The organism is Sphingomonas sp. SP1, from assembly GCF_058313395.1.
Genome location: NZ_JBZFLC010000001.1, coordinates 1585275 through 1602165, shown reverse-complemented (window position 1 = coordinate 1602165; position 16891 = coordinate 1585275). Strand labels below are relative to the sequence as shown.

The 16891-nt window shown below is 65.5% G+C and carries 19 protein-coding genes and 1 tRNA gene; 8 read left to right on the top strand and 12 right to left on the bottom strand.

Features of this window, described 5'->3' with window-relative positions; genetic code table 11:
• Window positions 1-46 precede the first annotated feature (46 nt).
• Window positions 47-1534 carry an ATPase domain-containing protein gene (locus AC4GYS_RS08160; protein WP_491108589.1) on the bottom strand — a complete coding sequence of 496 codons (1488 nt, stop codon included), beginning with the start codon at window positions 1532-1534 and terminating at the stop codon, window positions 47-49.
• A gap of 127 nt (window positions 1535-1661) precedes the next feature.
• Between AC4GYS_RS08160 and AC4GYS_RS08155 the strand changes: the two genes are divergently transcribed.
• Together AC4GYS_RS08155 and AC4GYS_RS08150 are read left to right on the top strand one after the other, a co-directional pair.
• The gene (locus tag AC4GYS_RS08155) at window positions 1662-2699 is read left to right on the top strand and encodes a S66 peptidase family protein (RefSeq protein WP_491108588.1); all 1038 of its coding nucleotides are present in this window, start codon (window positions 1662-1664) and stop codon (window positions 2697-2699) included.
• Window positions 2700-2858: 159 nt separating this feature from the next.
• Window positions 2859-3791: a dimethylarginine dimethylaminohydrolase family protein gene (locus AC4GYS_RS08150; RefSeq protein ID WP_491108587.1), complete on the top strand. Its 933-nt coding sequence runs from the start codon at window positions 2859-2861 to the stop codon at window positions 3789-3791.
• A gap of 45 nt (window positions 3792-3836) precedes the next feature.
• Here AC4GYS_RS08150 and AC4GYS_RS08145 read toward each other — a convergent pair.
• Both AC4GYS_RS08145 and cpdR read right to left on the bottom strand, forming a co-directional pair.
• Window positions 3837-3911, bottom strand: a tRNA-Val gene (locus AC4GYS_RS08145).
• Between the two features lie 165 nt (window positions 3912-4076).
• Complete coding sequence (cpdR, locus tag AC4GYS_RS08140; protein ID WP_491108586.1) at window positions 4077-4454, bottom strand: cell cycle two-component system response regulator CpdR; 378 nt, start codon at window positions 4452-4454, stop codon at window positions 4077-4079.
• 106 nt (window positions 4455-4560) lie between these two features.
• Between cpdR and AC4GYS_RS08135 the strand changes: the two genes are divergently transcribed.
• Window positions 4561-5409 carry an N-formylglutamate amidohydrolase gene (locus AC4GYS_RS08135; RefSeq protein ID WP_491108585.1) on the top strand — a complete coding sequence of 283 codons (849 nt, stop codon included), beginning with the start codon at window positions 4561-4563 and terminating at the stop codon, window positions 5407-5409.
• A 175-nt stretch (window positions 5410-5584) separates the two neighbouring features.
• Here the strand turns inward: AC4GYS_RS08135 and AC4GYS_RS08130 are convergent, their stop codons facing one another.
• Window positions 5585-6376 carry a SapC family protein gene (locus AC4GYS_RS08130; RefSeq protein WP_491108584.1) on the bottom strand — a complete coding sequence of 264 codons (792 nt, stop codon included), beginning with the start codon at window positions 6374-6376 and terminating at the stop codon, window positions 5585-5587.
• Window positions 6377-6580: 204 nt separating this feature from the next.
• Here AC4GYS_RS08130 and AC4GYS_RS08125 point away from each other — a divergent pair, with 204 nt between their 5' ends.
• Both AC4GYS_RS08125 and AC4GYS_RS08120 read left to right on the top strand, forming a co-directional pair.
• Complete coding sequence (locus AC4GYS_RS08125) at window positions 6581-6991, top strand: hypothetical protein (RefSeq protein WP_491108583.1); 411 nt, start codon at window positions 6581-6583, stop codon at window positions 6989-6991.
• 93 nt (window positions 6992-7084) lie between these two features.
• A complete protein-coding gene (locus AC4GYS_RS08120) occupies window positions 7085-8467 on the top strand; it encodes a DEAD/DEAH box helicase (protein ID WP_491108582.1) in 1383 nt (460 codons plus the stop codon).
• 3 nt (window positions 8468-8470) lie between these two features.
• Here AC4GYS_RS08120 and AC4GYS_RS08115 read toward each other — a convergent pair whose 3' ends face one another.
• The 3 genes from AC4GYS_RS08115 to tgt all read right to left on the bottom strand — a co-directional run bounded on the left by AC4GYS_RS08115 (window position 8471) and on the right by tgt (window position 10615).
• Window positions 8471-9190 carry a winged helix-turn-helix domain-containing protein gene (locus tag AC4GYS_RS08115; RefSeq protein WP_491108581.1) on the bottom strand — a complete coding sequence of 240 codons (720 nt, stop codon included), beginning with the start codon at window positions 9188-9190 and terminating at the stop codon, window positions 8471-8473.
• Between the two features lie 140 nt (window positions 9191-9330).
• A complete protein-coding gene (locus tag AC4GYS_RS08110) occupies window positions 9331-9477 on the bottom strand; it encodes a DUF2256 domain-containing protein (RefSeq protein ID WP_491108580.1) in 147 nt (48 codons plus the stop codon).
• A 10-nt stretch (window positions 9478-9487) separates the two neighbouring features.
• Window positions 9488-10615, bottom strand: a complete 1128-nt coding sequence (gene tgt / locus AC4GYS_RS08105; protein WP_491108579.1) for a tRNA guanosine(34) transglycosylase Tgt — start codon at window positions 10613-10615, stop codon at window positions 9488-9490.
• Window positions 10616-10665: 50 nt separating this feature from the next.
• On the opposite strand from tgt, the gene AC4GYS_RS08100 reads away from it, so the two are divergent.
• From AC4GYS_RS08100 to AC4GYS_RS08090, 3 genes are read left to right on the top strand one after another with little or no spacing between them, the layout of a single operon-like run.
• Window positions 10666-11421, top strand: a complete 756-nt coding sequence (locus AC4GYS_RS08100) for a TSUP family transporter (protein WP_491108578.1) — start codon at window positions 10666-10668, stop codon at window positions 11419-11421.
• A 23-nt stretch (window positions 11422-11444) separates the two neighbouring features.
• Window positions 11445-12194: a fatty acid desaturase gene (locus AC4GYS_RS08095; RefSeq protein ID WP_491108577.1), complete on the top strand. Its 750-nt coding sequence runs from the start codon at window positions 11445-11447 to the stop codon at window positions 12192-12194.
• 6 nt (window positions 12195-12200) lie between these two features.
• A complete protein-coding gene (locus AC4GYS_RS08090) occupies window positions 12201-13436 on the top strand; it encodes a nucleotide disphospho-sugar-binding domain-containing protein (RefSeq protein WP_491108576.1) in 1236 nt (411 codons plus the stop codon).
• Here AC4GYS_RS08090 and queA read toward each other — a convergent pair.
• The 5 genes from queA to AC4GYS_RS08065 are packed head-to-tail and all read right to left on the bottom strand — an operon-like array spanning window position 13422 to window position 16870.
• Window positions 13422-14453, bottom strand: coding sequence for a tRNA preQ1(34) S-adenosylmethionine ribosyltransferase-isomerase QueA (gene queA, locus AC4GYS_RS08085; protein ID WP_491108574.1), 1032 nt, complete (start codon window positions 14451-14453; stop codon window positions 13422-13424). The genes AC4GYS_RS08090 and queA overlap by 15 nt on opposite strands.
• 41 nt (window positions 14454-14494) lie before the next feature.
• Entirely contained in the window at window positions 14495-15232 is a 738-nt protein-coding gene (locus AC4GYS_RS08080; RefSeq protein ID WP_491108573.1) for a peptidylprolyl isomerase, read from the bottom strand.
• A gap of 9 nt (window positions 15233-15241) precedes the next feature.
• Window positions 15242-15727 (bottom strand): pantetheine-phosphate adenylyltransferase, encoded by a 486-nt coding sequence (gene coaD / locus AC4GYS_RS08075; protein ID WP_491108572.1) that lies wholly within the window; start codon window positions 15725-15727, stop codon window positions 15242-15244.
• Window positions 15727-16641, bottom strand: a complete 915-nt coding sequence (locus tag AC4GYS_RS08070; RefSeq protein WP_491108571.1) for a polyprenyl synthetase family protein — start codon at window positions 16639-16641, stop codon at window positions 15727-15729. Before AC4GYS_RS08070 ends, coaD begins: the two co-directional genes overlap by 1 nt.
• Window positions 16631-16870: an exodeoxyribonuclease VII small subunit gene (locus AC4GYS_RS08065; RefSeq protein ID WP_491108570.1), complete on the bottom strand. Its 240-nt coding sequence runs from the start codon at window positions 16868-16870 to the stop codon at window positions 16631-16633. The genes AC4GYS_RS08070 and AC4GYS_RS08065 overlap by 11 nt, the downstream gene beginning before the upstream one ends.
• Window positions 16871-16891: the final 21 nt, after the last annotated feature.

Below are 16891 nucleotides of genomic sequence, written 5' to 3'. Positions count from 1 at the left end.
CCGAGCGGCGCCAGCACCAGCGCCCGGCTTGAAACGGTGGTCCGCTTCAAGCGTCTTCGCGATTCAGCAGGTCGGCGTGATCCATCAGTTCGGGAACACCGCGCAGGATGCCCTGGAAGCCGATCAGCGGATCGCCCAGCGTAATCCCGCGTCCGCCGATCTGATATTCGCGGATGCTGTCTTCGTGAAAGCCGGTCCGCTTCTTGACGACCGAAATGGCCCGTCGCACCCGGCCGACCGCCTCGAAATAACGAAGCAGGATCACCGTATCGGCCAGATAGGTGACATCGACCGGGGACCGCATGTCGCCGACCAACCCGTGCTGCGCGACGGTCAGGAACGTCGTCGCGCCCTGCCGATTGAGATACTGCAGCAGCTCATGGAGGTGGAGCACCAACGCCTGTTCGCCGGGCATTGCCGCGTTGTAGCCGTTGAGGCTGTCCAGCATCACCGTCCTGGCGCCCTTCTCCTTGACGCAGGCGCGCACTCGGGATGAAAATTCGCCGGGCGACAGTTCCGCCGCGTCGATCTGTTCAAGGAGCAGATCCCCGCTGTCGATCATGGCCTGCAAATCGATGCCAAGGCCCATCGCCCGCTCGATCAGCAAACCGATTTCCTCGTCGAACACGAACATCGCCGCCTTCTCGCCGCGAGCGACCGCGTTCTCGATGAAGGTCAGCAGCAACAGGCTCTTGCCGGTGCCCGCCGGGCCCAGCACCAGCACGCTCGATCCACGCTCGATCCCGCCACCCAACAATTGGTTGAATTCGTCCGAGCCGGTGGCGACCACGTCCCGCGGGAAGTCCCTGCGGTGCTCGGCCGACACCAGTCGCGGATAGACATGGACGCCGCCGGTCTTGATCTGGAAATCGTGATAGCCGCCGCGCGTGCGCCGCCCCCGGTACTTGATGACCCGCATCCGGCGCCGCTCCGCGCCATATTCCGGCATCAGCTCTTCCAGGCGCAGCACTCCGTGTGCGACCGAATGCACCGTCCGGTCATCGACGTTGGTGGTAAGGTCGTCGAGCATCAATACGGTGGCGCGGCTTTTGGCAAAATAATGCTTCAATGCCAGGATCTGTCGCCGGTAGCGGAGCGACCCTTGAGCGAGCAGGCGAATTTCGGACAGGCTGTCGATCACCACCCGATCCGGCTGGATGCGTTCGAATGCTTCGAAGATCCTCCTGGTGGTTTCGCCAAGCTCAAGATCTGAGGAATACAGGAGGCTTTGTTGCTGCTCGTCGTTGAGCAGGTCCTCGGGCGGGATCAGTTCGAAGATCTCGATCCCGGCCACATCCATATTGTGAGAGGCCGCGGTTGCGCGCAATTCGTCGTCGGACTCGGACAAGGTGACATACAAGCAGCGCTCGCCCGCAGCCGCACCGGTGATCAGGAATTGCAGCGCGATGGTCGTCTTGCCGGTGCCGGGGTTTCCCTCCAGCAGGAACGTCCGGGCCCGATGCAACCCGCCGCCGAGAACCTCGTCCAGTCCTTCGATCCCAATTTGTGCATCATCTGAAATCGGATCGGCCAACGCTGCACTCCTCGAACATGCCCGCAACTGCCGGCGTTGGTCGCCTAGCACAGGTGGCGCGCTGGAATAAATGCCTGCCACCGTCACCCCGTCTGGCGGATGAACGGCCCTCTGCTAGAACCGAGCCATGTTGAACCGACGCATGGTCATCGGCAGCGCCGGCGCCTTCGCCGCAACTAGCCTGCTGCCCGGTTTTCCCGTGGAGGCGCGGCCAAGGCGCATGCCGCCCCGCCTCCGCGGCGGCGACATGGTCGGGCTGGTCGAACCGGCGGGCTTCAGCGATGACGCGGCCCAGATCGAGGCCGTGAAGGCCACCATTGCCGCCATGGGCTTGGTTCCCAGCATCGGGAGATATGTGGGTGCGCGTCACGGCTACCTGGCCGGAACCGACGCCCAGCGCGCGGCCGACCTGAACGAGATGTTCCGCGACGATCAGGTCCGCGCCATCTTCGCTATCCGTGGCGGCTGGGGATCGGCGCGGTTGCTTCCCCGGCTCGACTGGAAGACCATCCGCGCTAATCCGAAATTGCTGATCGGCTCGAGCGACATCACCGCGCTCCATCTGGCGATCGCGGCACGGGCAGACTTTCCGACGATCCACGCGCCCAATGCGGCCAGCAGTTGGCAGGAAACCAGCTGGAACAGCTTGCACAGCCTCGCCTTTGCCGGCGCTGCCCCAACCCTGGGCGGGCAAACCCTCCCCCTGGCCTCGGCGCCGGGTTCGCCACGGCTGCCGGTCACCACAATTCGGCCGGGCAAGGCTCGCGGCCGGCTGCTGGGCGGAAACCTGTCGGTGCTGACGACGCTGGTCGGGACCCCGTGGATGCCCGATTTCAAGGGCGCGATCCTGTTCCTGGAAGACGTTGGTGAAGCCGAATACCGGGTCGACCGAATGATCAATCAACTCGCCCTGTCCGGCATCCTGCGACAGGTTTCGGGAGTGGTCTTCGGCCAGTGCACCCGCTGCACGAGCGGGATCGATGGGTACATCGGCTTCACGCTCCCGCAACTCCTCCAGGACTATCTCCTTCCGCTGGGCGCGCCGGCCTTTTCCGGCGCCAATATCGGCCACGTGGCCAATCAATTGAGTTTGCCGGTCGGTGCGCGGGTCGAGATCGATGCGGGATTGGGCACAATTCGAGTGCTGGAGCCGATCGTCTCCTGACGAAAAGGGTGCCGCTTGCCCTGCGGGGTCTAAGGCCTTTGCTCTTTACCCATCGGCTGCGGGCGGATCGGGAACGCCTGCGCGCGCTTCTGGTTGTGAACTGACGAGCCCGACGTCGGGCCCGCAGTCAAATCAGCTTCCATACCCGCAGAGGTCATCTTGCCGCTCAGCGAACGCACCGCCGTCAGCCTGTCCGAACCGGAATTCCGCAGCGCGACCGACCGGCAGGCAGCGCTTGGGACGGACAGCGAATACGGGTTGCTGCGCGAGGTTCTTCTCGCATCGCCCCGCAACCTCAGCATCGTCCCCTGCAACCGGGTCAGCGAGGAAGCGCTGCGAGAGGGGCGCAGTTCGTGCAGCATCAGTGCCGGGCAGCAGCATCGTGCGCTGGCCGACCTGCTGGTCGCATTAGGTGTGCGGGTCCGGATGGTGCAGCCGGTCGCGGACCTCCCCGACCTGTCCTTCACTCGCGACACCAGCCTGATGACGCCATGGGGCCTAATCGGCCTTCGTCCCGGCGCCGAGCATCGGCGGGCCGAGGTCGACGCCGTGATGGCGACGGCCCGCGCCGCCGCCGTTCCCATTCTGGGCCGGGTCGGCCGGGGCCGTGTCGAAGGCGGCGACGTCTGCCTGCTGCGGCCCGGCCACCTGGTCATCGGCATCTCGGATGACCGCACCGACGAGGAAGGCGCCACCGCGCTCGGCAGCATCTTTACCCAGCGCGGCTGGACCGTGACGACAACCACGATCGATCCGAATCTTCTTCATCTGGACACGCATTTCTGCATCATCGATCGCAACGTCGCGCTGGCCTGCATGGACAAGCTCGAACCTGCATTCATCGCAGCGATCGAAGAGCTTGGGATCCGGATCGTTCCTGTGCGGGAGGACGAGATCGGCAGTCTTGGCGCCAATGTGCTGTCGCTGGGGCGCAAACGGATCATCTCCAGCGGGTCAGCGCCTCGGGTGGACCAAGAAGTGAAAAGACTGGGGTTCGAGGTTTACACCGTCGCGCTGTCCGAATTCACCCAATGTGGCGGAGGGGTCCACTGCCTGACAATGCCGCTCGCACGGCAGCCAGGGACCAGCTGACCAAACGCCGTCAGGCGCCTGAGTGTTTGATAAAAAGGGAAGAAATGGTGGGCGTGGCAAGGATTGAACTTGCGACCCCTGCGATGTCAACACAGTGCTCTACCACTGAGCTACACGCCCACGGTGAGGGCCTCTAGTCGGCATGAACGGCGGGCGCAACACCCGATTGCGTTCGCAGCGACGCGAGAAGCCGATGCTCAATCCGCCGAAGGGCGCACTGGCAAGTCTGCAACCTAATTTCAGGGAGACCGCGAAGACTCCGGCGGCGGAGCAGGTCCATCTGGCTTAGAGCCGGCCGTGTGCATCCTCGGTCTGGAAGATACGGTCGACCTCGGCCACCAGGTCCTTCAGGTGGAACGGCTTGCTCAGCAGCTTCGCCTCCGGCGCAGTCCGCCCGCTCTGGAGCGCAACTGCCGCGAAACCGGTGATGAACATCACCCGGATCGCCGGGTCGATCGCGGCCGCCTTCTGTGCCAGCTCGATTCCGTCCATCTCGGGCATGACGATGTCGGTCAGCAAGAGATCGAATTGTTCGGATTCGAGCAAAGGCATCGCCTCAGTCCCGCAGCCGACCGAGCTGACGTGATATCCCACCCGCGTCAGGGCACGAGCGAGATACTCCCGCATCGACGTGTCGTCCTCGGCAAGCAGAATCCGGTACATGGGAGCAAGCTTATGCGCCCAACGCTTAACATTTTCCATCCTGCGGAGCATCGTCCGGTCGCATCCGTTGATCGGGGACGCCGCCGGGCGTAGCAGGAGCGTCGCAGTGACCCGCATCCCACTCGTCCCGCCCCTGCTGTTACCGTCGACGGGCGGGCTGCCGGTGTTGCTCTCCATCCCCCACTCCGGGCGCGACTATCCTTCGTGGTTGATCCGGGAAGCGCGGCGCGGGTTGGCGGCGCTCGAGCCGCTGGAAGACCCGCTGGTCGACCGTCTCGCCTGGCGGGCCATTGGGCTCGGATTGCCGGCAGTGATCGCCCGGACCCCGCGCGCCGCGATCGACTGCAACCGGTCTCCGGACGAGATCGATCCTGCCACCGTCAGCATGGCCCCGGACGCCGACCCGGGTCCCCGCGCCCGCGGCGGCCTCGGCCTCATCCCTGGCCGGACGCCGCGCCATGGCGAGCTTTGGCGGCGCAAGCTGGCGATGGCGGAAGTCGAGCGGCGGAAGGCGGAAGCCTGGTTGCCCTATCAACAGGCGGTATCGTACGGTTTGCTGGCACTCCGCCGTCGGTTTGACGAGGTATTGCTGCTCGATTGCCATTCCATGCCGCCTCGTCCGGGCAAGCAGGCTCCGGTTGTGCTCGGCGATCGCCACGGACGAAGCTGCGGTCGCTGGCTCGGCGATCTGGCTCGCCGGACCGTGGAGGAGGCTGGGTTCGCGGTGACCCTCAACGATCCCTATGCCGGCGGCTGGATCGTCGAGCACCACGCTCAGCCGACGCAGGGCGTGCACGCGCTACAGGTCGAAATCGACCGCTCCACCTACCTCGACCGCAACCTCCGCCATCCTGGCGAGGGCTTCGATCGAATGGCGCGACTTCTGGAAACGGTTGCGCGGGTGCTGGGCGAGGCGCTGCTGGAGCGAACGGCGCTTCCTATCGCAGCGGAATGAAAAATGGCCGCCCCTCGCAATAAGGGACGGCCAGTTCAGGGAGGAACGCACTATCGGGAAAGTGCGTCGGACCAAGCCCGCGAAAGGGGGAGGAACGCGTGCCTGGCTTGACCACGAAGTGGGGTGAGCGCCCTTCCTTCGCAAGACCGCGCCGGAACGGTCCGGCGCGCTTGGCTCACGCCTCGACGGGGGTCGGCGCCTGCGGAGACGGGATCGGGCCCCGGCCCTGCTGCACCTGGCGGGCGAACACGTCGCGAATCTGACCAAGGCTGAACAGATGGGCGAAGATCAGCGGAAGCATGCCGTTCTGGTTCATCTTGCGCAGCTCGTCGCCACGCATTTCACGCAGCTTTTCCTCGTCGACCATCTGGAAGCCGCGATACACGAAGGGCTGCTCCGCGCCTTCCGGCTGAATCGCGACTTCACCGTCCATCAGCAGTCCCGACGTCTTCAATTCGGCCATGAACATCTGGGTGCGCTGGCCCGCGGTCTCGAATTGTTCGCAGAACTGCAGCACGGCGTTGGTCGCCTCGCTCGGCTGGTCGCCGTCGAACAGCGCCTGGCCGTCCTCGAACTCACCAATCGTGTTGGACGTCGGGTCGTAGCACAGCGACAGCTCATCCGAATCCGGCCGCAGCCGGGCGAGCAGGAAGGGGTAGCGGCGCAGATAAGCCGGCATGTAATTGCCCGGCTCGGTCGGCTTGCCGGCGGCGTCGACGAACGTGTTCACGCCCTCGTTGAGACCCATCAGCGCCAGCGGCACCGGATCATCGCCGACGGAGAAGATGATCGGATAGGTCCGCTGGACCATCGAGAATTCGTCCACCGTAACCGGGATGGCATGGGTCGAGGCCAGCGCCGGAAGAGCTTCCAGACCCTTGACCTTGAGCGAACCATGCTGCTGGCTGCTGAGTGGCTCCAGCTGATTGTAGAGAAGGGGCAACGCATTGGGCGCGGCAGTCGCCATCGACTTGAACTCCTGGGATGTGGCGCCATGATGACGCAGCGTGCGCCCGGCTTGCCGGACGCTCAGCGCGGTGCGCTCTAGGTCGGGGCACGCCGAGTTGCAAGCCCGCTTTCCCGCACAGGTTCACCCCCTGTTAAACGCCTGCTGTCCACCCCGTCGCCACGTTCCTCCCATCAGGGCCATCCCAGCTTGCTACTCCCCGCCTTGTCCCTGCTGTCCACGGTGCTCGGCCTGTTCGGGGTGGAAGCGGGTGGTCCCACCACAAGCCGCATGACCTTTCGCGACGAGACCGTGCTGAAGGTCCCGGTTGTGCGCCAGAGAATTGGCTGGCCCGTGCTTTGGGTGGAAAAGAAGGGACCCAAGTGCATCAAGGCGGACGCATTGGTCGCCGCCGCGCTGCACGATGAAAGCAGCATCGATTTTTTGCTGCGCGACCGTCGCCGCATCCGCGCGAAGATGAGCGACGAATGCACCGCGCTCGATTTTTACGGCGGCTTCTACCTGTCGCCCGAGGAAGGTGAGATTTGCGCCCGTCGGGACGAGATCCGCAATCGGATCGGCCAGAGCTGTGGCATCGACCGGTTTCGAACAATGGTGCCAACGGCGCCGAAATAGCGGCTTTCCTTGACTTCGCGCCCCTTGTGACGCAGGGCGCGGAGTGATGGCGAAGCCCATGTGGAGCCGCCCTTTTTTCGGACTTTCAACTGCATGACATTCGCCGATCTCGGCCTTTCCGATGAACTTCTGCGCGCCGTTGGGGATAGCGGCTATTCCGAGCCCACGCCGATCCAGCAAAAGGCCATCCCGCCCGTCCTGATGGGCAAGGATCTGGTCGGCATCGCGCAGACCGGCACCGGCAAGACCGCGGCCTTCGTGTTGCCGATGATCGATATTCTGGGTCATGGGCGCAGCCGGGCGCGGATGCCGCGCAGTCTGATCCTTGAACCAACCCGTGAGCTTGCCGCGCAGGTCGCCGAGAACTTCGACAAATACGGCAAGTACCATAAGCTTTCCATGGCCCTGCTGATCGGCGGTGTGCAGATGGGCGATCAGGTGAAGGCGCTCGAAAAGGGCGTCGACGTGCTGATTGCCACCCCCGGTCGGCTGATGGACCTGTTCACCCGCGGCAAGATCCTGCTCACGGGGTGCGAGCTGCTGGTTATCGACGAAGCGGACCGAATGCTCGACATGGGGTTCATCCCCGACATCGAGGAGATTTGCTCCAAGCTGCCGAGGTCGCGCCAGACCCTGCTGTTCTCCGCGACCATGCCGCCGCCGATCCAGAAGCTGGCGTCCAAGTTCCTGACAGACCCGAAGACCGTCGAGGTCGCACGCCCCGCGACAGCCAACATCAATATCGAGCAGCGGCTGGTCGAAACCCGCAGCGACAAGAAGCGTGACGTGCTGCGGGAGCTGCTGCGTCACGAAGAGGTCAAGAACGCCATCATCTTCGCCAACCGCAAGACCACGGTGCGCGATCTCTACACCTCCCTGAAGCGCAGCGGTTTCGCGGTCGGCCAGATCCACGGCGACATGGAGCAATCGGCCCGGATCGCCGAATTCGACCGGTTCAAGCAGGACGAGATCAACATCCTCGTCGCCTCCGACGTCGCGGCCCGCGGGCTGGACGTGAAGGGCGTGAGCCATGTCATCAATTTCGATGTTCCCTGGCAGCCCGACGATTACATCCATCGCATCGGCCGCACCGGCCGGGCGGGAGCAAAGGGCATTGCGATCAGCCTCGCCACGCGCGAGGATGCGGAAGCGGTCGCCGGGATCGAGAAGCTGACCGGCATCTCCATCCCTCGGGTCGCCAAAAGCGCGCCAGCAGCGAATGCGACGACTGAAGTTGCTGCTGCCGACGAGGCGGCGCCCGAAGAGAAGCCAAAGCGTGAGCGGCGGGAGCGCAAGGCCGAGCCCAAGCGGAAGCGGCAGGCCGCCGAAGCGCCTGCGCCGAGAGATCGCTCGCCCGAGCGTGAACCTGAGCGCGAACGCCAGCGGGAGCCAGAGATGGAGTCGGACCGGGAACCAGTGGAAGCCGGCGAGTGGAACGGTCCGCTGCCCAGCTTCCTTTCGGTCCGGCTCGGCTAGGCGTTACTCGCCTGCCAGGACATAGCCCGCCTGGCGTATATTCCGCACCAGTTCAACCTCGCCCTCCCCATTCAGCGCATGGCGCAGCCGCCGCATGCAGGTGCGAAGGTTCGCACCGTCGATCGGCCGGCCGTCCCACAGCTGCTGCTCCAGTTCGGCCTGGGTGAAGACATGATGCGGCCGCTCCAGCATGATCTGGAGCAGGCGTCGCTGCAGCGCTGACAGGGCGATCGTGCGGCCGTTGCGCCGGACCTTCACGGCATCGAGGTCCAGCACCAGTCCACCGAAACGCAGCACCGTGTCGGGACTTCCCGGCATCTCCCGCCGCCGCATATGCGCCCACAGGCGGACGACGTCGCTCCGCGACAAGATGGAACCATCTACCAGATCGGTCGCCCCCGCATCGATGGCGGCCCGATGATCGCCCGGCGCCTGGGTCCAGATGAATAACGGCGGCGCTCGCTCCCCCAGCATGGATCGGGCCGATCGGCACCACTGCAACGCCCAGTCGTCCAGCCTCCTGGTGGCGATCACTGCCGCATCATGATGCTGTTCGAGCGCCTGCAGACCGGCCGGAGCGCCGATGCAGCGTGTCCAGGACACCAACCTGTCGTCAAAAGGCCAGCGTTCGATGCGCGCGTCCTCCGTACAAAGGAGAATGCTGGTCGGGACGTCGAACACGTCCTCCGCCTCGCAATTTTTTGCCACCGTCCCGACCGCCATGCGGTGGAAAGAAGCAATTCCTTACGTCTTTTCGGCGACTGCAATATGTAGCATCAGTGACAACAGATAAGTCACTGAATTTTGACCTTCTGATTACTGTTATGCGGGACTGGAAGCCGTCCTCCTGTCCGTCGCCGGCCTTACTCTTCGGTACGGGCCTTGTGCGCGCGACACCGGTCGGAGCAGTACTTCACCTGCTCCCAATCCCGTTCCCACTTCTTGCGCCAGGTGAACGGCAAGCCGCAGGCCGCGCAGATCTTGCTTGGCAGATCCGACTTGCGGCGCATCTTCGGCACCTTAGCTGCGTCCGCGATAGCGATCGAGGAAAGCGGTCGCATGACTGTCCAGCCGCCCCTCGGCGATTGCGGAACGCAAGCCCTGCATGACCCGCTGGTAGAACCACAAATTATGCTCGGTCATCAGCATCGCACCGAGAATCTCACCCGAGCGCACCAGATGGTGAACATAGGCCCGGCTCCAGCCGGAGCAGGCCGGACAGGGACAGCCAGGTTCGAGCGCCTCCTGGTCCTCCGAAAACCGGGCGTTACGAATGTTGATCGGGCCGTCGGCGGTGAAGGCCTGGCCGGTCCGCCCGCTGCGGGTCGGCAAAACGCAATCGAACATATCGATTCCGCGCCGCACCGCCTCGACCAGGTCGTCGGGCTTGCCCACGCCCATCAGGTAGCGCGGCTTGTCGGCCGGCAGCTGGTCCGGCGCGAAGTCGAGGCAAGCGAGCATCGCCTCCTGCCCCTCGCCGACCGCCAGGCCGCCGACCGCATAACCGTCGAATCCGATCTCGACCAAGGCGTCGGCCGAAGCCTTGCGCAATCCTTCGTCCAGTGCGCCCTGCTGGATGCCGAACAGCGCCGCGCGCGCCGCATGCTCGCCGCCGCGGTCGAATTCTTCCCGCGACCGGCGCGCCCAGCGGATCGACCGCTCCATGGCCGCCGCCTGCTGGTCACGTGACGAGGTGGTCGGAACCAGCTGGTCGAACTGCATCACGATGTCCGACCCCAACAGGCGCTGGATCTCGATCGACCGTTCCGGGCTAAGCATGTGCCGCGCGCCGTCGAGGTGGCTGCGGAACGACACGCCTTCCTCCGTGACCTTGGTGAGATCGGACAGGCTCATGACCTGATACCCGCCGCTGTCGGTCAGGATCGGCCGTTCCCACCCCATGAAGCGATGCAGTCCGCCAAGTCGCGCGACCCGCTCGGCCCCCGGCCGCAACATCAGGTGATAGGTATTGCCGAGGATGATATCGGCCCCGGCGGCCCGCACGTCCCCAGGCTTGACCGCCTTCACGGTCGCCGCCGTGCCGACCGGCATGAAGGCGGGCGTGCGGATCTCGCCCCGGGCCATGCGGACGATGCCGGTGCGGGCCTTGCCGTCGGTGGCGGCGATGGAAAAGTCGAAACGCGTCATCTGGGGCGGCTCCTAGCCGCACTCGCCCGCCCTCGCTACAGCCGCGCGCGATGATCGAGCCCTGGGTTTATCCCGCCCTCACCGCAGTCGCCGTCCTGACCGGCTTCATCGACGCCATCGCCGGCGGCGGCGGCCTCATCATGATGCCGGCCCTGCTGTTCACCGGCATGCCTCCCCTCCAGGCGCTAGCCACCAACAAGCTGCAGAGCATGTTCGGAACCATGGTCGCAATGGCCAACTATGGCCGGACCGGGTTGATCGAGTGGCGCCGGAACCTGCCGACCGTGCTGGTGGTATTCGTAGGTGCGGCCGTCGGTTGCTGGGTCGTCCAGCAGGTCGAAACCCGCCTGCTGCAGCTCATCATTCCCTTGTTCCTGCTCGGCGTCGCACTGTACGTGCTCGTCAGCCCACGAATGACCGACGAAAACGCCCACCACCGCGTGACTAGCAACGGCTACGCTCCGATCGGCGGGGCCATCGGCTTCTATGACGGCTTCTTCGGTCCGGGCACTGGCAGCTTCTTCACGACCACGCTCGTTGCCCTGCGCGGCTATGGGCTGACCAAGGCGACTGCGCTTACCAAGCTGTTCAACTGGACCAGCAACATCGCTTCCGTCCTGCTGTTCGCATGGGGCGGCCATATCTGGTGGCTGCTGGGGGCCTGCATGGCGGCCGGGGCGATGCTGGGCGGCTGGCTCGGCAGCCATACGGCGATGAAGTTCGGAGCGCGGCTCATCCGGCCGCTGCTGGTCGCCGGATCGATCGCCATGACCGCACGCCTGCTTTGGTCCTATTTCGCCAACTGAAGCAAAGGCCTACATAGAGGTTTATGCTCAGCGAGGCACAACGGCGGCGGCAAACGCTCATCGGCCTTGGTCTCGCCGGCCTGATCATGGCGGCGTGGCTGGCGCTGCACGTCTATGGCGTCTTTTTCCACGATCTCCGAACAACGACAGGACGGTTTCTGGCACCCCCGCTGATAGCGCTGATCGTGTGGCTGAATGTCGGGCTTTTCATCGTCGCGCACGACGCGATGCACGGCAGCCTCGCCCCCGGGCGGCAGGCGGTGAACAAGTGGATGGGCCGGCTCGCGCTGGGCCTTTACGCAGGCTTCTCGATGGACCGGCTAGCCCCCAAGCATTTCGACCATCACCGCCATGTCGGGACCGAGCGCGACCCGGATTTTTCCGCCACGCACCCAACCCGTTTCTGGCCCTGGTACTACAGCTTCATGCGCCGCTACTTCGGGTGGCGGGAATTCGCGATCCTCAACGTGCCGGTTTGGACCTATGTGCTGGTGCTGGGCGCGGCCATCCCCAACCTGCTGCTGTTCTGGGCGCTGCCGGCCATGCTTTCGTCGCTGCAGCTGTTCTATTTCGGCACCTATCTGCCGCACCGCCACGATCACGCACCCTTCGCCGACGAGCATCGGGCGCGCAGCAACGAATATGGCTGGCTCGCCTCGCTCCTGACCTGCTTTCACTTCGGCTATCACCGCGAACACCATCAAAGCCCCGGCACCCCGTGGTGGGCGCTGCCTACCGAGAGACAACGGCGCAGAGGCTCGCTACAGGCCTGAGCCTGCATGGCCCATTTCGCGCTGATCTGCCCGCCCTTCGCGAGCCACATCCACTCGCTCGGCGTCCTCGGCGAGGAGTTGGAGCGGCGTGGCCATCGCGCGACCTTCGTGCTGAACGCAGGCGCTCAAGTTAGCAGCAGCACGTCCCTTCCGGTCCGGCGGGTGCCGGGACGCCCGACCGACCCACCGGTCGAGCGGGTGTTGCGAAACGCCACCAGCCCGGCGGGCCTCCTCGGCACTCTGCGCACGATCGCCGACAGCGCGGCGATGACCGACCAGCTGTGCGCCGGAGCACGCCCGATCCTGCGCGAGATCCAGGCCGACGCCATCGTCGCCGATCAATTGGAGCCGGCTGGCGGGCTGTTGGCGGCAGGGCTTGGGCTACCGTTCGCCAGCATCGCTGCCGCCTTGCCGATCAACAGCACGCCGGGCGTCCCGCTGCCCTTCCTCGACTGGCCTTACGACCCTACTCCCAAGGGCATCCAGCGGTTGCGCGCGGCGACCCGGATCGGCGACCTGCTTAGCCGCCGCCAACATCGGGTGATCGGTCAGTGGTCCGACCGGTTCGGTCTTGTTCCGCGCCGCCGCACCCTCGAAGATTGCCTCAGCCCCACGGCGCATATCGCGCAGGTCGTGCCCGGCTACGACTTCCCCCGCCCCGAACCACCTCCTTTCACCGGCGTCGGACCGCTTCGTCGTCCGGCGGAAGAGACGGGTGACGACCCGCTCCCGTTCGCTTTCGCCCCTGATCGACCGCTGGTTTTTGCCAGCTTCGGCACGCTTCAGGGCGGCCGGCTCGCTCTTTTCCGCTCTGTCGCCAAGGCCTGCCGGGACGCCGGCGCAGACCTGCTGGTAGCGCATGGCGGTCAGCTAAGGCCGGCGGAAGCGGACAGCATTGGCGCCACCTTCGTCGCCGATTTCGTACCCTATCGTGCCGTCCTGAAACGAGCAGCGCTCTGCATCACGCACGGTGGGAGCAATACGGTCCTTGATGCCCTCGCCTGCGGAGTGCCGTTGCTGGTTCGGCCAGTCGCGTTCGACCAGAAGGGGAACCTCGCCCGGATCCTCCACCACGGCCTTGGCGAGCGGCTGGCACGGCGCGATCTGGCACATCAGATCCGTCGGATGCTGGCCGACGAGGGCTTTCGCCAGCGCGTCAGGCCGATCGCGGCGGAGATTGCCGGGGCCGGAGGCCGCACCCGCGCCGCCGACATCGTCGAGGCCATTCTACCCGCGCGGTAGCAGCAGGCTGCCGTCGCCATAGCTGTAGAAGCGATAGCCTTGTCCCACCGCATGGGCATAGGCCTGCTGCATCCTATCCAGCCCCATCAGCGCGCTGACCAGCATGAACAGCGTCGATCTGGGCAGATGGAAGTTCGTCATCAGCCCGTCGACGGCCCGGAAGCGATAGCCCGGCGTGATGAAGATCGCGGTATCGCCTTCGAACGGCTCGATGCTGCCCGTTTCACTTGCCGCGCTTTCCAGCAGGCGAAGCGACGTCGTCCCGACCGCGATCAGCCGCCCACCAGCCGCCCGGGCCGCATTCAGCCGATCCGCCGTCGCAGCATCGATCCGGCCCCGTTCAGCGTGCATCCGATGGTCGGCCGTATCATCCACCTTCACCGGCAAGAAAGTGCCCGCGCCGACGTGCAGCGTCAGCGTCTCCCGTTTCACTCCGGCCGAATCCAGCGCGTCGATCAGCCGGTCGGTGAAATGCAGTGAAGCTGTCGGCGCAGCGACCGCCCCGTCCCTGGCGGCGAACATCGTCTGGTAGTCGGCGGCGTCCTGGGCGTCGATCGGCCGCTTGCTGGCGATATAGGGCGGAAGCGGCATGGTCCCCGCGCGGTGCAGCAGCACCTCGACCGTCTCCTCGCCGACGAAGCGCAACAGGATCGCTCCGTCCTCGCCCTTGGCCTCGACTGTCGCTTCGACTCCGCCACCGAACGTCACGATGTCGCCGATCTTCAGGCGTTTTGCGTTGCGGACAAAGGCCCACCAGCTGCGCAGATCCTCCCGCTTGTGCAGGGTCGCGCCGACTTTGGCCTCTCCCCGCCGGCCTTCCAGCTGCGCTGGGATCACCCGGGTATCATTGAACACCAGCACGTCACCGGCCCGCAGCAGCTTCGGCAAGTCGCGTATATTGTGATCCGACACCGCGTCGCCCGCGACCTGCAGCAGCCGGGCGGAATCACGCGGCCGCGCGGGCCGCAGAGCGATCAGCTCCTGTGGAAGGTCGAAATCGAACAGGTCAACGCGCATGGCCGTTCGTTAGCGGGCGCGGCCCGGGCTGCGCTAGCGCCTTATTGCTGAGGCTTCGGAGCGAGCTCGTCGGGCTGCGGCTGGGCTTCGGGCAATTGGTCGACGGTGCCCGGCCGGCTAGGCGTCGGAGCCTCGGCGGATGGCTGCGCGGCGCCGCCCAGACTGGCGCGCACGATCCGCGTCGGCTCGGCCGGCGGTTCGCCCTGGGCGATCTGGTCGACGAAAGGCATGCCCTGGATCACGCGTCCGAAGACCGTGTATTTCCCGTTCAGGCTGACCCGCGGCGTGAACATGATGTAGAACTGGCTGTTGGCGCTGTTCGGATCCTCGGCACGCGCCGCCGCCACACTTCCCCGCAAATGCGGCAGCGAATTGAACTCGGCCGGCAGATCCGGCAGCTGAGAGCCGCCCGACCCGTCTCCCTGCGGGTCGCCGCCCTGCGCCATGAAGCCGGGGATGACCCGGTGAAAGGTCAGCCCGTTGTAGAAACCGGCACTTGCCAGCGTCTTGATCCGCTGCACCATCTGCGGCGCCGCGTCGGGACGCATTTGAATCAGCACCCGGCCACCATTGGACAGCTCCAGCGTCAGCTGGTTGCTGGCGTCCGCTACCACTTCGGCCGGTGCGTTGATCGGAACAGTCTTCAGCGCCGGAGTGGCCGTTGCCGGCGCCTGGGTGGCAGCCGCGGCCGGCGGAGCGGCAGGCGCAGGTGCAGCCGTCTGGGCCGCGGCAACAGTGGCCAGCGTCGCAAGCGGCAAGGCGAACAAGGTCTTCAGCATCTTCACCCCTCAGGAACGGCCAAGCCGCGCAGCCACGTCGGCCGCGACGGCGGGCGTCACGAACTTTTCGATGGCGCCGCCGTAGCGCGCGATTTCTTTCACCAGCCTTGACGCAATCGGCTGCAGCGACACGTCCGCCATCAGGAAAACCGTTTCGATCCGGTCGTTCAATTGCTGGTTCATTCCGGCCATCTGATATTCGTATTCGAAGTCGGCGACCGCCCGCAGACCGCGCAGGATCATGCCTGCACTCTGGGCCTCGGCGAAGTCCATGAGCAGGCTGTCGAACTCGACCACGCTAACGTTGCTGACGTCCACCGTTTCACGTTCGACCATCGCAAGGCGCTCAGCGACCGAAAACATCGGCGCCTTCGACGGATTGGTGGTAACCCCAATCACCAGCCGGTCGACCAGCCGGCTGCCCCGTCGAATGATGTCCAAGTGCCCCAGCGTGATGGGATCGAACGTCCCTGGATAAACCGCGACTCGTTCCATCACCGATCCCGCTCAACCGCATAGCGCGCGATGGCGCGGAGAAGGTCGGCCTGCTCGCCATGATCGTGCAGATGCTCGATCGCCTGGTTGACCAGCATGTCCGCCTGGGCCCGCGCCCGCTCCTCGCCCATCAGCGAGACGAAGGTGGCCTTGCCGGCTTCGGCATCCTTCTGAAGCCGCTTGCCGGCCCTTGCCTCGTCGCCGGAGTGATCGAGCAAATCATCGGCGATCTGGAACGCCAGGCCGATATTGCGGGCATAGCCGCGCAGGGGCGTTCGGGCGTCGTGCGGCAGGCGGGCCATGATTGCCGCAGCTTCCACCGCATATTCGATCAACGCGCCGGTCTTGAGTTGCTGCAGCCGGGTGATCGCCGGCAGGTCCAGGGCCTCACCTTCGGCGGCCAGGTCCATCATCTGCCCTCCGGCCATGCCATCGGTGCCCGACGCCTTGGCCAGTTCGAGCACCAGTTCGGCACGCACGAACGGGTCCTCGTGGGTGGCCTCGTGCGCTAGGACTTCGAATGCCAGGGCATGGAAGCAATCGCCGGCCAGCACCGCGGTCGCTTCGTCGAACGCCTTGTGGACCGTCGGCTTCCCCCGGCGCAGGTCGTCGTCGTCCATGCACGGCAGATCGTCGTGGATCAACGAATAGACGTGGATCGCTTCCACTGCCGTTCCCGCCCGCAGCGCACGTTCCTCATCGATCGCGAACAGCCGTGCCGCCGCGACCGTCAGCAGCGGGCGGAGCCGCTTGCCGCCCCCGATCGCCGCATGACGCATCGCCGCGTACAGCCGATCGCGGCCGTCGCCCTTGCTGGCCAGCAGCGCGCCGAACAGTTCGTCGACGGCGCCCGCGACCATGCGGGCCTCCGCCATCAGGTCCACGGCCGGCGACGTCACTAGGCTAGCTGCCATCGAACGGAGCCATGCCCTTCGGACTCCCGTCGGGGCCAAGCGCGATCAGGTCGATCCGGGCCTGGGCGGATTTCAGGCGTTCTTCGCACAACCGCTTCAACCGGTCGCCCTCCTGATAAAGGTCGATCGACTGATCGAGCGGCGCCTCGCCCCGCTCCAGCAGCCGGACGATATCCTCCAACCGCGCAAGCGCGGCTTCGAAACTGAGCTGTTCGGGTTCGCCTTCCATCCCGCCTCAGGTGGCCGAACG

Bases quoted from the DNA above. Each gene is read 5' to 3' on its own strand.
- AC4GYS_RS08155 (WP_491108588.1), top strand. From the start codon at position 1,662: ATGTTGAACCGACGCATGGTCATCGGCAGCGCCGGCGCCTTCGCCGCA.
- cpdR (WP_491108586.1), bottom strand. From the start codon at position 4,454: ATGTACCGGATTCTGCTTGCCGAGGACGACACGTCGATGCGGGAGTAT.
- AC4GYS_RS08130 (WP_491108584.1), bottom strand. From the start codon at position 6,376: ATGGCGACTGCCGCGCCCAATGCGTTGCCCCTTCTCTACAATCAGCTG.
- AC4GYS_RS08120 (WP_491108582.1), top strand. From the start codon at position 7,085: ATGACATTCGCCGATCTCGGCCTTTCCGATGAACTTCTGCGCGCCGTT.
- AC4GYS_RS08115 (WP_491108581.1), bottom strand. From the start codon at position 9,190: ATGGCGGTCGGGACGGTGGCAAAAAATTGCGAGGCGGAGGACGTGTTC.
- AC4GYS_RS08110 (WP_491108580.1), bottom strand. From the start codon at position 9,477: ATGCGCCGCAAGTCGGATCTGCCAAGCAAGATCTGCGCGGCCTGCGGC.
- tgt (WP_491108579.1), bottom strand. From the start codon at position 10,615: ATGACGCGTTTCGACTTTTCCATCGCCGCCACCGACGGCAAGGCCCGC.
- AC4GYS_RS08100 (WP_491108578.1), top strand. From the start codon at position 10,666: ATGATCGAGCCCTGGGTTTATCCCGCCCTCACCGCAGTCGCCGTCCTG.
- AC4GYS_RS08095 (WP_491108577.1), top strand. From the start codon at position 11,445: ATGCTCAGCGAGGCACAACGGCGGCGGCAAACGCTCATCGGCCTTGGT.
- AC4GYS_RS08090 (WP_491108576.1), top strand. From the start codon at position 12,201: ATGGCCCATTTCGCGCTGATCTGCCCGCCCTTCGCGAGCCACATCCAC.
- queA (WP_491108574.1), bottom strand. From the start codon at position 14,453: ATGCGCGTTGACCTGTTCGATTTCGACCTTCCACAGGAGCTGATCGCT.
- AC4GYS_RS08080 (WP_491108573.1), bottom strand. From the start codon at position 15,232: ATGCTGAAGACCTTGTTCGCCTTGCCGCTTGCGACGCTGGCCACTGTT.
- coaD (WP_491108572.1), bottom strand. From the start codon at position 15,727: ATGGAACGAGTCGCGGTTTATCCAGGGACGTTCGATCCCATCACGCTG.
- AC4GYS_RS08070 (WP_491108571.1), bottom strand. From the start codon at position 16,641: ATGGCAGCTAGCCTAGTGACGTCGCCGGCCGTGGACCTGATGGCGGAG.
- AC4GYS_RS08065 (WP_491108570.1), bottom strand. From the start codon at position 16,870: ATGGAAGGCGAACCCGAACAGCTCAGTTTCGAAGCCGCGCTTGCGCGG.